Annotated in this window: 15 protein-coding genes and 1 tRNA gene; 7 read left to right on the top strand and 9 right to left on the bottom strand. The window is 65.6% G+C overall.

Translation table 11 applies throughout. The annotated features are described in order from the left end of the window. The coding region (locus tag VNK82_00155; GenBank protein ID HXE89355.1) for a tyrosine-type recombinase/integrase at positions 1-363 on the top strand (363 nt) is incomplete at its 5' end. A gap of 202 nt (positions 364-565) precedes the next feature. Continuing rightward, a tRNA-Ile gene (locus VNK82_00160) sits at positions 566-641 on the top strand. Between the two features lie 59 nt (positions 642-700). Here the strand turns inward: VNK82_00160 and VNK82_00165 are convergent. The 4 genes from VNK82_00165 to VNK82_00180 form a co-directional block, all read right to left on the bottom strand. After that, positions 701-1,138 (bottom strand): TA system VapC family ribonuclease toxin, encoded by a 438-nt coding sequence (locus VNK82_00165; protein ID HXE89356.1) that lies wholly within the window; start codon positions 1,136-1,138, stop codon positions 701-703. After that, the gene (locus tag VNK82_00170; GenBank protein HXE89357.1) at positions 1,139-1,366 is read right to left on the bottom strand and encodes a hypothetical protein; all 228 of its coding nucleotides are present in this window, start codon (positions 1,364-1,366) and stop codon (positions 1,139-1,141) included. Positions 1,367-1,440: 74 nt separating this feature from the next. Continuing rightward, positions 1,441-1,893 (bottom strand): OsmC family protein, encoded by a 453-nt coding sequence (locus VNK82_00175; GenBank protein ID HXE89358.1) that lies wholly within the window; start codon positions 1,891-1,893, stop codon positions 1,441-1,443. After that, positions 1,890-2,240: an MGMT family protein gene (locus VNK82_00180; protein HXE89359.1), complete on the bottom strand. Its 351-nt coding sequence runs from the start codon at positions 2,238-2,240 to the stop codon at positions 1,890-1,892. The genes VNK82_00175 and VNK82_00180 overlap by 4 nt, the downstream gene beginning before the upstream one ends. A 149-nt stretch (positions 2,241-2,389) precedes the next feature. Here VNK82_00180 and VNK82_00185 point away from each other — a divergent pair, with 149 nt between their 5' ends. From VNK82_00185 to VNK82_00195, 3 genes are all read left to right on the top strand, one after another. Continuing rightward, positions 2,390-3,025 (top strand): hypothetical protein, encoded by a 636-nt coding sequence (locus VNK82_00185; protein HXE89360.1) that lies wholly within the window; start codon positions 2,390-2,392, stop codon positions 3,023-3,025. Positions 3,026-3,190: 165 nt separating this feature from the next. Then, positions 3,191-4,468 carry a glycosyltransferase gene (locus VNK82_00190; GenBank protein HXE89361.1) on the top strand — a complete coding sequence of 426 codons (1,278 nt, stop codon included), beginning with the start codon at positions 3,191-3,193 and terminating at the stop codon, positions 4,466-4,468. 5 nt (positions 4,469-4,473) lie between these two features. Next, positions 4,474-5,235: a PIG-L family deacetylase gene (locus tag VNK82_00195; protein ID HXE89362.1), complete on the top strand. Its 762-nt coding sequence runs from the start codon at positions 4,474-4,476 to the stop codon at positions 5,233-5,235. Here the strand turns inward: VNK82_00195 and VNK82_00200 are convergent. After that, a complete protein-coding gene (locus tag VNK82_00200; GenBank protein HXE89363.1) occupies positions 5,226-6,425 on the bottom strand; it encodes an ABC transporter permease in 1,200 nt (399 codons plus the stop codon). The genes VNK82_00195 and VNK82_00200 overlap by 10 nt on opposite strands. Positions 6,426-6,543: 118 nt before the next feature. Between VNK82_00200 and VNK82_00205 the strand changes: the two genes are divergently transcribed. Then, the gene (locus VNK82_00205) at positions 6,544-7,455 is read left to right on the top strand and encodes a glycosyltransferase family 2 protein (GenBank protein HXE89364.1); all 912 of its coding nucleotides are present in this window, start codon (positions 6,544-6,546) and stop codon (positions 7,453-7,455) included. 64 nt (positions 7,456-7,519) lie between these two features. On the opposite strand, the gene VNK82_00210 is transcribed toward VNK82_00205, so the two are convergent. Beyond that, positions 7,520-8,515: a GDP-mannose 4,6-dehydratase gene (locus VNK82_00210; GenBank protein HXE89365.1), complete on the bottom strand. Its 996-nt coding sequence runs from the start codon at positions 8,513-8,515 to the stop codon at positions 7,520-7,522. An 80-nt stretch (positions 8,516-8,595) separates the two neighbouring features. On the opposite strand from VNK82_00210, the gene VNK82_00215 reads away from it, so the two are divergent. Then, complete coding sequence (locus VNK82_00215; GenBank protein ID HXE89366.1) at positions 8,596-10,032, top strand: DUF6798 domain-containing protein; 1,437 nt, start codon at positions 8,596-8,598, stop codon at positions 10,030-10,032. A gap of 159 nt (positions 10,033-10,191) precedes the next feature. On the opposite strand, the gene VNK82_00220 is transcribed toward VNK82_00215, so the two are convergent. The 3 genes from VNK82_00220 to VNK82_00230 form a co-directional block, all read right to left on the bottom strand. Continuing rightward, positions 10,192-10,371 carry a hypothetical protein gene (locus VNK82_00220; protein HXE89367.1) on the bottom strand — a complete coding sequence of 60 codons (180 nt, stop codon included), beginning with the start codon at positions 10,369-10,371 and terminating at the stop codon, positions 10,192-10,194. Positions 10,372-10,554: 183 nt separating this feature from the next. Continuing rightward, positions 10,555-11,565, bottom strand: a complete 1,011-nt coding sequence (locus tag VNK82_00225; protein ID HXE89368.1) for a flippase-like domain-containing protein — start codon at positions 11,563-11,565, stop codon at positions 10,555-10,557. Between the two features lie 87 nt (positions 11,566-11,652). Further along, positions 11,653-12,609, bottom strand: a complete 957-nt coding sequence (locus VNK82_00230) for a tetratricopeptide repeat protein (protein HXE89369.1) — start codon at positions 12,607-12,609, stop codon at positions 11,653-11,655. Between the last annotated feature and the right edge of the window lie 151 nt (positions 12,610-12,760).

Below are 12,760 nucleotides of genomic sequence, written 5' to 3' on the forward strand. Positions count from 1 at the left end.
GCGTGCGAGCCGCAACACTATCTGCTGCCGCATCGTGCACGTGCCCAGGGCGCTGAGCCCGACGCGACGCGGCCCATGGGAAGCTGGAAGAAGGCTTGGTATCGCATGCGCACGGCGGCCGGCCTGCCCGGTCTGCGCCCCTACGACCTGCGCCACCACGCCATCACCCGCCTGCTGGAAAACCCTGAAGTGAGCGAGCGCACGGTGATTGAGATCGCCGGCCATGTTTCGAAGAAGATGCTGGAGCGGTACAGCCACATTCGGGCCAAAGCTCGCCGCGAGGCCATCGATGCGCTGAACGGAAAGCACGCCCCGGCATCGGCGCGGCGGCTGCGCCTGGTTGCGCGCAAAGATACCGGGTAAATTTTTTTGTTGACATTCCACAGCGGCTCGCGGGAAGATTCGCTTCGGGCGACGGGACCACCGGAAATTGCGGTGGTTCTCGAAAGCCCCAAGATGTAGGGGCGTAGCTGTACTTGACAGCACCCCTGGAATCAGAACCTGGGACCCGGCAACAGAAGTTGACTTCCGGTGCCAGCCGGAAAGAGCATGGGATTGAAGTAGAGGGCCCGTAGCTCAGCGGTCAGAGCAGGGGACTCATAATCCCTTGGTCCCTGGTTCAAATCCAGGCGGGCCCACCAGGCATTTCGAATTCTTCGTGCCCGTGGATTGTGGCAGTAAGACCGACCACGCGCTTGACCTACAGTCGGACTGGATCTACGACTTCCACGAAGGGAAACTGGTGGAAATCCGTGTCTCGTGTGCAGATGCGCCGGATTCCATGCTCCCGCATGAGAATGGCGGTGTGCGCATCGTGGAGAAGATTCCCCGCCAGATGCGGGAGCTCCGTGATCACTTGTTCGGCCAACGTGGGGTGTCTCTGCGTCGGAACAAGGACACCCAGGCCGGGCGAGGACAGCAGTACGGTGACAAAGCCCCAGGCCGCGGCCGCATTCCAGGGCTGTCGCATCACTCGTGGGTGGGTCGTGATGCGCAGGAACTCGTACAAGATGGGCCAGGTCGTGTACCAGGCATCCGCACGTCCTCGCTGCCGGTCGAGCCACTGTCGGCAAGGCATGTGAAACTGCGAGTCTGCGTCGGCAGCGTACACCAGAATGTTGGTGTCAACGACTAGCACCTACCGCCCTTCCATGGCCTGGTAAAGGGCGTGTCGATCGGCAACGTCGACAAGCGCACCGCCGCTATGGAACGTTGGCAGCGGGTCTAAAGGCCCCTCTTTCCTGGGAAATCGAAAGAGCAGCCTCAGCGCCGTTTCCACCAGCTCCGACATGGTTCGCCCTTGACGCACCGACTCGCGCTTCAGCTGAGCCATCACCGTGTCGTCGATGTTGAGCGTAGTTTTCATATGGATAACCATACTACTGGTATGGCTGTATGTCAACCGTGGCTTTCCGGCGTCGATTCTGGAACTTCGCTTCCCTATTGCTGGACTTCCCGCGTCTTGATGCTGATCTCCGACGTTAGTGTGCGATGGACGGGGCATTTCTCCGCGATCTCGAGCAACCGCGCACGCTGCTCCGGATCGAGGGAACCCTGAAACTCCACGTCGCGCTCGATGCGGTCGATCTTGCCTTCACGCGTTTCGCACTCCTCGCAGTCCGCGGCATGGATCTTCAAGTGCCGCAGCCGCACGCGGACGCTCTCCAGCGCCCAGGCTTTGCGGCGGGCGTACAGGGAAACGGTCATGGCGGTGCACGCCCCCAGCGCCGCCAGCAGCAGATCATAGGGAGTGGGCCCGCGGTCCGCGCCGCCTGCTGAGGCGGGTTCGTCGGACACTAGGCGGTGCGGGCCGATCCGGATTTCCTGCTTCGGCCCCTCCCCGCCTCCCTCGACCACCACTTCGCGCGGTCGGTCCGCGTCGGTTTCGCTCATGGCTGTCCTCTCGTTCTACGGGGGCGCCCGCGCTGAGACCGGCGCTTCGCCGGGCGTGCCTTTCGCTTCCATTCATGCTGGTGCAAGTCCATTTGGACGCGGCTGCCGGCGAACGTCACCCCTTCGTTCTCCAGGCGCAGGCGCTGCTCGAATCCCTCTTCGCCCGGCAGCCGGATGCGGCCGCCGGCGCCCACAACACGATGCCACGGCAGTCCCCGGGAGGTGTGCAGGGCCCACACCACCTGCCGTGCCGCGCCGGGGTAACCCGCGGCACGCGCCACCTGGCCGTAGGTCGCCACCCGGCCGCGCGGAATCTGCCGGATCGTCTTGCGGATGCGCCCGAACACTGCCTCACAGACTAGCGCCCGGGACGCAGGCTGCAAAGTGCAGCCCGGACCGCAACCGGCCATCTTTTATAATGAAGCGGTCGTGAGCGTGGCCAATCTACCGCGTTCGATTCGCGGAGAGAAATCTCTTTGCCCGGGGAAACTTACCGATGCACTGGCTCGTCTTTCTGGCAGCGGTAGTCCTTCAAGCCCATGACATGCACAGCGGGCATACCATGCCCGCCGCGCCCGCCGCTGATCCCGTTTCGCTGTTCAACCACCGCCTGGCGGGCGTGCTGGTGATTCTGCTGGGCACGTTCGCGTACATCGAGAACACCGCCCTGCAGCGCTTCCGCATGGTGAAGTACCTGTGGCCGATGCCGCTCCTGATCCTCGGAACCTATGTGTTCCTTTACAGCGACAACCCGCAACTCTTTCCCTTCGAGCTCAAGCGCTGGGCGCGCCACGCCACCGCCTGGGAGCACAAGACCATCTCCGTGATGGTGATCGCCCTCGGCCTTATCGAGTTGTTCCGGCGCACCGGCAAACTGAAGCATCCGGCGTGGAAGCACATCCTCAACGGGATCATGCTGACGGCGGGCATGTTGCTGCTGTTCCACCGCGGCAAGCATCACGTGGACATCATCCACACCCAACACATCTGGATGGGCATCGTGGCCGTGACGCTCTCGGTTGCGAAGATCCTCTCCGACTGGAAGGGCAACAGCCTGGCGTGGCTGGGCCGCTATGCCGTGCCGCTGCTCATGGTCACGCTCGGCACGCAACTGGTGCTGTATGTGGAGTAGTGGCAGAGCCAGCGATTGGTCGCTCCGGGGTCTGAGTCTTGAAAGAGCGCGGCTTGAGCCGCGACGAACCCATGCAGTCCCACTTGGGCTTTAGCCCCTGAGGCGGGAGCGAACATCACCACGGCGCTCCAATCCGATGCTTCCAGCGTAGCCTCCGGAGTGCCTGTGGTCCCAGGGCTCGCAACCCGGCTGTCGGTCGGCGTGCTGGTGGACCTGTTCCGCTATCCCGCTGCCGGCGGACACGTGAAGTGTTGGGAGCGGCTGGCCGAAGCCGCCGTCGGACTGGACGCACTCGACCTCACTGTCTATTTCCTAGCGGATCAGCCGGGCATCGCGGCCTTGGCCGAGAACTCGCGCTTCGTCCTGCTGCGGCCCGTCTTCGGCACCAACCGTCTGGGCTTCTTGCGTGACGTGGTGGATCATACCGATCTCGCGCCTTTCCGGCCGGGCTTCCACCGCACGCTCGCGAATCATCATGTGATTCACGCGACCGATGCGTTCTTTACTCTGGCGAAGAGCGCGCTTTCCCATGCCCGGAGCCGCAACCGTCCGCTGGTCTGCTCGCTCCACACCGATACCGTAGCCTACGCCCGCGAGCAATCGGCCATGGTCTTCCGCAAGTTGCTGGGCCGCACGCTGGGCGCTGCCGCAGTCGATCGTTGGCGCTGGCACGAACGTGTGGCCGCGCGCATGCAGCGGCAGTTGCGCCGTTATCTCACGTACTGCGACTGGAGCCTGGCTTCGCAGGGAGAGGAACTCGGCCTGCTGCAGCGCGCGCTGCCGGAGGGACGGGTCTCTACCTTGCGCCGGGGCATCGACAAAGAAATGTTCCATCCGGAGCGTCGTGACCGCGGGCGTCTCCGCGAGCAGTTTGGTATTGGCGAAGACCGGCTCGTGCTGCTCTGCGTGGGGCGCGTGGATGAGGTCAAGAGCGTGCTCACCCTGGCGCGCGCCGCTCGCCTGCTGGTGGAGCGCGGGCTTCCCGTGCATGCCGTTTTTGCCGGAGAGGGCCGCGCCCGCGGCGAGATCGGGCGGACCCTCGGCGCACACGCGAGCCTTCCCGGCAATGTCCCGCAGGAGGACCTGGCGTGGCTCTACGCCAGCGCCGACCTGTTCGTGTTTCCCTCCCGCATCGAAATTTCTCCCAACGTCGTGCTCGAGGCCAAAGCCGCAGGCCTTCCCGTGCTGGTCGCGCGCGCGGGCGGCTCGGCGCAGTTCGTGAAGGAAGATGGCCGCGACGGACTCATCATCGCCGAGGACGACCCTGCCGTCTGGGCCGAAGCTATCCAGTCGCTCTGCTCGGACGCGCCCCGCCGCGCGGCGATCGGCGCCGCCGCCCGCCGCTGGATCGAACAGGAACGGCCCTCGTGGCGCGACGTGCTGCTCGAGGATCTGATCCCTGTGTGGCAGCGTGTGGCGCACGAACGCGGCGTGTGGAGCTGACGCCAATGTTCGGCCAGCGCATCCTCATCCTCATCCCGCATCCCGACGATGAAGTGGTGGGCTGCTGCGCTGCCATCGGGCGCGCGCAGCGCGAAGGCGCGAGCGTTTTCGGCGCGTTCCTCACCACCGGCGTGCCCGCGGCCGAGGTTTTGTGGCCGTGGCAGCGCGCCGCGCATCACCAGCGTGTGGAGCGGCGACTGGGCGAAGCTCGCCGCGCCGCCGAAGTGCTGGGGCTGGAGCCGGTCTGCTTCCGCGACGTTCCTACCCGCCGCCTGAAGGAGCACGGCGCTGCGGCCCTGGAACTTATTCGCTCGCTGCTCGGGGAACTCCGCGCCGACATGCTCTGGACTCCGGCGTACGAAGGCGGCCATCAGGATCACGACGTCATCAACTTCCTGGCCAGCCGGCTGCGCGACCGTGTTCCTGTGTGGGAGTTCAGCGAGTACAACTTCTTCGGCGGCCAAGTGCGCAGCCAGGAGTTCTTTGCGCCCACCGGCCAGGAGCAGGCGTTGGCGCTCGACGCCTCTGAGCAGCAGCGCAAGCGCGTGCTCCTCGCGCTGTACGAATCCGAACAGGGCAATCTGGATTACGTGCGCATCGAGCGCGAGGTGTTCCGCCCGCTCGCGTCTTACGATTACTCACGCCCGCCGCATGAGGGCAAGTTGTTCTATCAGCGTTTCCAGTGGGTGCCGTATCATCCGCGCGTGGACTACACCCGGCCCGAGGAAGTGTGCCGCGCGCTGGCCGCCTTCGCCTCTCACTCGTAACGCAGCGATTCGCTGGGCTGCAGCTTGGCGGCGCGGCTGGCGGGCAGGTATCCGAACAGGATGCCGGTCAGGCAGGTCACCACGAACGAGAGCACTACGGACACCCAAGAGATGGGCACGCTCAACTGGCGCGGCAGGAACGGCTGGGCCAGGATGGGCAGGCTCACCGCGATGGCAATCCCGGCCACCGCCCCGCTGCCGCTGATGATCAGGGCCTCCATCAGGAATTGGTAAAGGATCTGCCGCCGGTGTGCGCCGATGGACATGCGCAAACCGATCTCCTTCGTGCGCTCGGTCACCGTCACCAGCATGATGTTCATGATGCCGATGCCGCTGATGGTCAGCGCGATCAAGCCCACCACCAGCAACACGATGGAGAGGGCGAGCGAGATGTTGCCCGCCGCCTCCAGCAGCGAACGCAGGTTCTGCACCTGGTAGACCGCTTCCGGGCGGTGACGGCGCTCGAGCACGTCGGCCACGCCGCGCGTCACCAGGGTGACGTCTTCGGGCGTCGCCGCCTGCGCGTAGAGCACGGAAAGATAGTCCGTTCCGCTGTAATACTTCAGCAGCGGGAAGGGGATGACCAGCGTCTCGCGCTGGATCTCCGACTGGCCGAAAGTGGAGACGCGCTCACGGAACACGCCCACCACCGTGAACCTGAGTTCACCCACGCGCAGCACCTTGCCGATGGGATCCTGCGAAGGGAAGGCGAGTTCTGCGAGCTCTTCGGTGAGCACGCAGACCTTGTTGCGCATCCGCATGTCATCGGCATCGAGGAAGCGCCCGCGCACCACGATGAGGTTGCGGATGCGCTGGAAGCCTTCCGTCACGCCCACCATGCTGACCGGCCGCTCGATGCCCTCCACCACGACGGTGGTCATCATGGAGCGTGTCCCGGCGACCTCGTTGACGCGGGCCAGGTTGCGCACCGCTTCCATGTCGCTGGCCGAGATCTCGTCGATGAGCGGCGTGATGCCCTGCGGCCCGGCGCGCACCAGCTTGGCGTACACGATGTTCGTGCCCACACCCTCGATCTGCGCCATGATGTAGCGCTTCCCGGTCAGCGCCACGGTCACCACCAGCACGATGCAGGCGCTGCCGATCATCACGCCCAGCATGGTGAGGAAGGCGCGGAACTTGTTGGCGCGCAGTGCGTCCAGCGCGACGTGGAAGATCTCAGGCGTGAACATGGCGGGCCTAAAGAGAGCATAGCAGAGCCACGCTTCGGCCCTGGCGGATTGGACGCGGGCGCATGGGCGGCTGGGTTTGCTTCTCGCGGCCCGATAACGGTACCTTACACAGAGAGCGATGCAGACCGCAGTCACTCCGGCCACCGAGGCGGCGCTCGCCGCCGTCGCCAGCACCAGCGAAGTGACGGTCGTCATCCCGGCATTCAACGAGCAGGAGGCCATTGTCCGCGAGGTGGAGATGGTCGAAGCCGCGCTGCAGCCGACCGGCTGGCGCTACGAGATCATCGTGGTGGATGACGGCTCGGCCGACGCAACTGCCGAGCGCGCCCAGTCCACCGGCGCGCAGGTGATCCGCCTGCCGCGCAATCGCGGCTACGGCGCCGCACTCAAAGCCGGCGTTGCTGCGGCCCGCTATCCCTGGATCCTCATCACCGACGCCGATGGCACCTATCCGACGCGCTTCATCCCGCGGCTGCTGGAACTGACGCCGCACCACGACATGGTGGTCGGCGCACGGACCGGCGAGAAGGTGCACATCCCGCTGCTGCGGCAACCGGCCAAGTGGTTCCTGCGGCGCATGGCGGAGTATTTGGCCGAGCAACGCATCCCCGACCTCAACTCGGGCCTGCGCGTGATCCGCCGCCCGCTGGTCGAGCGCTACCGCCGATTCCTGCCGTCCGGTTTCTCCTTCACCACCTCCATCACGCTGGCTCTGTTGTGCAACGGATACGCGGTGGCCTACGAACCCATCGAGTACGAGAAGCGCATCGGGAAGTCGAAGATCCGGGCGACTCATGCCTTCCAATTCCTGGTGCAGATCCTGCGCATGATCACGCTGTTCAACCCGCTGCGCGTGTTCCTGCCGCTGGGCAGCGTGCCGTTCATCGCCGGGCTGGCCTACCTGATCTACGACATCACGCGATGGAACATCACCGATACCGCGGTGATGGGCGTGGTAAGCGGGCTGGTGATCTGGTCACTCGGTTTGCTGGCGGACCAGAACGCGCGCTTTAACATGGATCGGGACTAGGGAACCTTCGTTTCTCGTTTCTCGTTTCTCGCCTTTCATCCCGAAGTGTGCATTCCGTTTGTCTCTACGCTCTGCGTTCCGGATTCACGGTGCGATACCAGTGGACGAAGCGGCGCAACCCGTCCTCGAGCGAGATCGCGGGCTTGTAGCCCAGGACGCGTTCCGCCTTGGAGATATCGGCCCAGGTCAGGGGCACGTCGCCGGGTTGCGCGGGCAACAGGTCGCGAGTGGCCTTGCGGCCGGTCACTTTCTCCAACGTCTCGACCAGCTCCGAGAGCTTCACCGGTTTCGAGTTGCCCAGGTTGAAGACTTCGTAGAATCCGCCGTCCAGTTCGCGCCGCGACACATAGCTGAGGGCCCGCAGGATGCCGGCAACGGTGTCGTCCACGTAGGTGTAGTCGCGGCCGGTGGAGCCATCGCCGTAGTACGGGATGGCTTCGCCGCGCTCGATCATCCCGGTGAATTTGTGGATGGCCAGGTCGGGACGCTGGCGGGGGCCGTACACGGTGAAGAAGCGCAGCACGACGACGCCCATGTGGTAGAGCCGCGACCAGGTGGCGCACATCATCTCGCCGGCCAGTTTGGTGGCCGCATAGGGCGAGATGGGCCGGAGGTCGAGCTGCTCTTCCGAGAACGGCGCCGGAGCCAAGCCGTAGACCGAACTCGACGAGCCGAAGATCAGCCGCCGGACTTTGAATTCGCGGCACAGCTCCAGCACGGCCAGCGTCCCGCCGATGTTGATCTGCTCGTAGAGCCGCGGCTGCTCGATAGAAGGCCGCACGCCGGCGCGCGCCGCCAGGTGGATGACCACTTCCGGCGGCCGGGCGGCGAAGGCTTCGCGGACACTGTCGTAGTCGGCGATGTCGGCGGCGTGAAGCTGGTACTGGCCCGACTTCTTCATGTCCTCCAGGTTCGCCTGCTTCCACTCCGTGGGATAGAAAGGATCGAGGTGATCCACGACGGTCAGGGGAAAGCCGGCGCGCAGCAACGCCTCCCCGAGATGCGAGCCGATGAAGCCCGCACCACCCGTCAGCAGGATGCTTCCCTTCCGCTCTCCCATCGCCCATTCCTCTCGATTCGCGGCCCCTACTTTAGCAAACGTTGACGCCTCTGCTTCGAGCCGGATAGATTGGCCGCTCCATGAACCGGGCGCTCCGCGACGCGCTGTTGCTGCTCGCGCTGACCGCGGCGGCGCTGGCCCTGCACGGGTATCACCTGGGTGTAGACGATCAGGTCATCTACCTGCCGGCCATTAAGAAGAATCTCGATCCGGGCCTTTACCCCTTCGACGCCATTTTCTTTCTCTCCCAGACCAGGCTCACGCTGTTCGACGAGATGGCTGCGTGGCTGACGCACACCTCCGGCCTGAGTCTCGAATGGACGATGTTCGCGCTCTATCTCGCCACTACCAATCTCTCGCTCGCAGCCTGCCTTTCACTGGCGCGCCGATGTTTCGCGGGCGCCGCAGCGCAATGGGCGGCGGTCACGATGGTCTGCGCCGTCCTGCCGCTGCATGCGACGGGTACGCTGGTCCCTATGCAGGACCGTTACCTGCATCCGCGCGGGCTGGCGACTGCGGCCATTCTGTTCGCGGTCACCGCTGTGCTCGACCGCAAGCCGCGGGCGCTGGCCTGGCTGGCCTTCGCCGGGATACTGCATCCGCAAATGACCTTTTTCGGCGTCATGCATATTGCCGTGCTGATAACCCTGCGGGCACGACTTCCGGTGCGGGCTGCGCTCCTTGCCCAACTTCCCGCCTGGGAGCCGGCGAATCCGGCGTGGCGGGACGTGATGCTTACGCGCACGCACCACTATCCGCTGCGCTGGCCGTGGTACGAATGGCTGGGCGTAGCCTTTCCCATGATCCCGCTGTGGCTGTTCGCGCGCTCGGCACGGCCGCGAGGCGAAGCGACGCGCGCGCTGGTGTGCCGCGCCTTTTTCTTTTCCGGCTGCCTGGGCATCGTGATGGCTCTGGTGGTCTCGACGGTGCCGCAACTGGAGCGCCTCGTGCCCATCCAGTTCATGCGTGTGCTCCACCTCATCTACTGGGTGTTCTTCCTCATGCTCGGCGGATGGCTGGGCGAACGCTTCCTCCGGCGGCACGCGCTGCGCTGGGTGCTGTGCTTCGGGCTGATCGCCGCGCCGGTGGTCTACGGCTACTCGTTCTATTACGGAGCCAGCCCGCACATCGAGTGGCCGGGGCGGGTGCCGCGGCACGCGTGGCTGGAAGCGTTCGACTGGATCCGGCACAACACGCCGCGCAACGCGCTGTTCGCACTCGACCCGGATTACCTTGGGCCGCGCGCCGACTATCACGGCTTCCGCGCGCTGGCCGAGCGCAGCATGCTGGCCGACTACGGCAAGGACCGCGGCGTCGTGGGCCTGTTCCCCGAACTCGCCTACCAGTGGCGCCAGGAATACGAAGACCAGCGCGGCTGGCGTCAGTTCGGCGCGGAGGATTTCCGGGCGCTCCAGCGCAAGTACGGGGTCGCGTGGGTGGTGCTGGAGAAGCCGGGCGTTCGCGGCCTTTCGTGCCCCTACGAAAACGAGAAGCTCTTGGTGTGCCGGGTGGGGTAGCGGTCATTCCCACGTCTGCGTCCAAAAGGATGACGCAGACATGGGGCACCGTCGCAAAAATTCCTGGATCGCCTGAAAGTTAAGGGATGCTCAGCCGACATGGTGCGCCTGGAGGCGGACGCGGCGGAAGCGTCGTTTTCTCAGCGCCCGTCGTCGCGTCTAGGGCGGAAGACGCCTGAACAGGCGCCAGGCCCACAGGCAAAGAGCGGCAGCAGCAAGCGTGATGAGAATATAAAAAGGATCGGTCAACAAATGGCGGCCTTCCACGATTATCCGCCAGACATGGGCCACGACGAGCAGTCCAAAGACAGCGCCGGTGGTTGCGAGATAAGCCTTCATAGAATCGCCTCCTGATGTGTAGGCCGCCGCGCGGGCCTTGCCCTGCCTTGCCCGCCCGCCGGCGGGAAGTTGGGCCGCGCGCTTCGCGGGCTCGCCCCTTGGTCCTACACGACCCAGCCTTTACGGACTGGGCTAAATTCCTGCCGCGCGTTTCGCGCGCCGGATGCGGCAAGAGGGGGCAGCCTATTGCCGATCGCCTGTCGCTGACTGCTCGCTCTTGCGCGACATCAGTCGCAGTAACCCTTCGCCTTCCAGAACCGTCCATGCGGCGAGACCGGGGCCGCCGACCAGCAGTTCGCGAACGCGCTTCACCAGGGCGAGGGCGAGCGCCGTTTCCGGCGTAAGTCCGAGGGTGCGGCCCAGGACCACGAATCCGCCCTCCTGCACACCCAGAGCACCCGGGACGACAAAGGCGGCGCTGCGCACTGCGGCGCCCAGGCTTTCGAGCACGAGGGCGTTCGCCAGGCTCGAGGGAACGCCGAGGAAATAGAACGCCAGCCAGGTCTCGCCCGTGTGCAGGAGCCATCCGATCATGCGCCAGCAACCGGCGAGAAACACCCGGCGCCGGCTGTGATACAAGTCCATGATTCTCCGATCGAATGCGGCGGCGTCACCGGCCAGAGATTGCCAGGCGCGTCCGGGCAGCAGTTTCCCTACAAGACCTGCCATGCCACGGAACAGGCCTAGTCGTTGCGCAGCGTAGAACGCGGCCACGGCCAGCGTCGCCACCAGGATGCCGACAAGCAGTGTACGTCCCTGTTGGCCGTCCACGCCGGCGCGCAAGAGCAGCGCTACGCCGATGAGCGCAAACAGGACTTGGGTCACCAACCCGAGAGTGAAGTCCACCACCGTGCTGGCACCGGCATCAGCGCCGCTGATGCCCTGCCGGGCGGCAAGGCGGGCGCGCACGAAGTCGCCGCCCACCTGGCCCACGGGGAGCAAGCTGTTGACCGATTCACCTATCCAGCGAAGCCGCAACAGCCCCGCGAATCCCGGCCGATTCGCAGCCGGAAAAAGCACGCGCCAGGCGACGGTGTTTGCGCCCAGTGTGACCGAGCGGTAAGCCGCGACCCCAAGCAGTCCCCAGCCTGCGGTGGCCACCGCCGCCGCCAGTTCACCCACGCCGTAGTAGGCAATGAGGGCGATGAACAGCGCCAAGCCGAGCGCGATGGAGAGATACGTAGTGGTGCGCATGAAGAAGCCTGCGGGTGATTGTAAACGGCAAAGGACAGGGGGCAGGTGGCCGGTGGGAGGTGTCTGGTATAACCGAGACCTCAGTCCTTACGGTTGCAACGCCTTAAGAGCGTCGCTGGCGCCTTTGCGTTTGGGCTCGAGGCGAAGGGCGGCCTTGAACTCGGCGGCGGCTTCCTGGCGCTTGCCCTGCTTCTCGTAGAGCTTTCCCAGCAATTCGTGGGCGGCGGCCGGGGAGGGCCGGTCGCTGCGCGGCGGGACGGTGCTGAGGTAGGCCTTCAAGAGCTGTTCGGCGTCGGGCAGCTTCTGATTCTGCGTGACGTAGGCCAGGGCGCGGAAGAACAAGAGCCGCGGATCGCGGGCGTCCACGCGCACGGCCGCCTCGACGACCTGTTCCAGGGCAGCGCCGTTCTGGCGGGTCGCGTAGAACTCGGCAATCTCCAAGTAGGGCTTGACGCCGGCGGGCTTGAGCTCGAGAGCCTTCCTGTATTCCGCCTCGGCGAGGTCGGGGCGCTTCTGGTCCTGCCAGTACTCGGCGCGCGCCAGGTGGCCTTCGACGGCGTCGAGCCGCTCCAGTTCCTCGACTTCGTTCTTGGCCTTGTCGTCGCCGCCGCCGGCGATGCCCGGGGCGCGCAGGTCGTAGGTGATGAGGTCGCGCCAGGCGGCGAGGTTGCGCCGGTCGAGCTGGATGGCGCGGGCGAACATCTCGCGCGTCTTGCGGGCGAGGCCATAAGCGGAAAAGATGCCGGCGCGCTTGGCCTTCTGCCCGTAGGCGCGGCCGAGCCACAGGTGATACTCGGAGTTGCCGGACTCCAGAGCCACGGCACGCTCGGCGCTGGAGACGGCATTTTCGAAATCGCGCAGTTCGTAGTAGCTGCGGGCCAGCCAGAACTGCACGCGGGCGTCGCCCGACTGCCGGTCAGCCGCGGCGCGCAACGTGGCGGCGGCCTCCCGGTAGCGGCCGGCGGCGAACTGCTGCTGGCCGGTCTCGAGCGGCGAGTTGGCCGCCGCCGGCCGTGCCAGCAGCACGGCCGACAACAACGCCAAGGCACGGATTGGAATCGCGAGTCGCATGAGCGCGGCTGGCGGCGCGCGCAGGGGGCGCAACCGGTCAGGGGGCGGGCCGCCGAGGCACTGTATGACGATACCCTATGACACGCCCAGAGGGATCACCCGGGTCTCGTAGCGGCGGCCCGCC

The organism is Terriglobales bacterium, from assembly GCA_035573675.1.
In the GTDB taxonomy this organism is placed as follows: Bacteria; Acidobacteriota; Terriglobia; order Terriglobales; family Acidobacteriaceae; genus DATMAB01.

Excerpts from the sequence above, each read along its gene's own strand:
- VNK82_00170 (HXE89357.1), bottom strand. The coding sequence starts at position 1,366 with ATGAAAACTACGCTCAACATCGACGACACGGTGATGGCTCAGCTGAAG.
- VNK82_00175 (HXE89358.1), bottom strand. The coding sequence starts at position 1,893 with ATGAGCGAAACCGACGCGGACCGACCGCGCGAAGTGGTGGTCGAGGGA.
- VNK82_00185 (HXE89360.1), top strand. The coding sequence starts at position 2,390 with ATGCACTGGCTCGTCTTTCTGGCAGCGGTAGTCCTTCAAGCCCATGAC.
- VNK82_00195 (HXE89362.1), top strand. The coding sequence starts at position 4,474 with ATGTTCGGCCAGCGCATCCTCATCCTCATCCCGCATCCCGACGATGAA.
- VNK82_00200 (HXE89363.1), bottom strand. The coding sequence starts at position 6,425 with ATGTTCACGCCTGAGATCTTCCACGTCGCGCTGGACGCACTGCGCGCC.
- VNK82_00205 (HXE89364.1), top strand. The coding sequence starts at position 6,544 with ATGCAGACCGCAGTCACTCCGGCCACCGAGGCGGCGCTCGCCGCCGTC.
- VNK82_00210 (HXE89365.1), bottom strand. The coding sequence starts at position 8,515 with ATGGGAGAGCGGAAGGGAAGCATCCTGCTGACGGGTGGTGCGGGCTTC.
- VNK82_00215 (HXE89366.1), top strand. The coding sequence starts at position 8,596 with ATGAACCGGGCGCTCCGCGACGCGCTGTTGCTGCTCGCGCTGACCGCG.
- VNK82_00220 (HXE89367.1), bottom strand. The coding sequence starts at position 10,371 with ATGAAGGCTTATCTCGCAACCACCGGCGCTGTCTTTGGACTGCTCGTC.
- VNK82_00225 (HXE89368.1), bottom strand. The coding sequence starts at position 11,565 with ATGCGCACCACTACGTATCTCTCCATCGCGCTCGGCTTGGCGCTGTTC.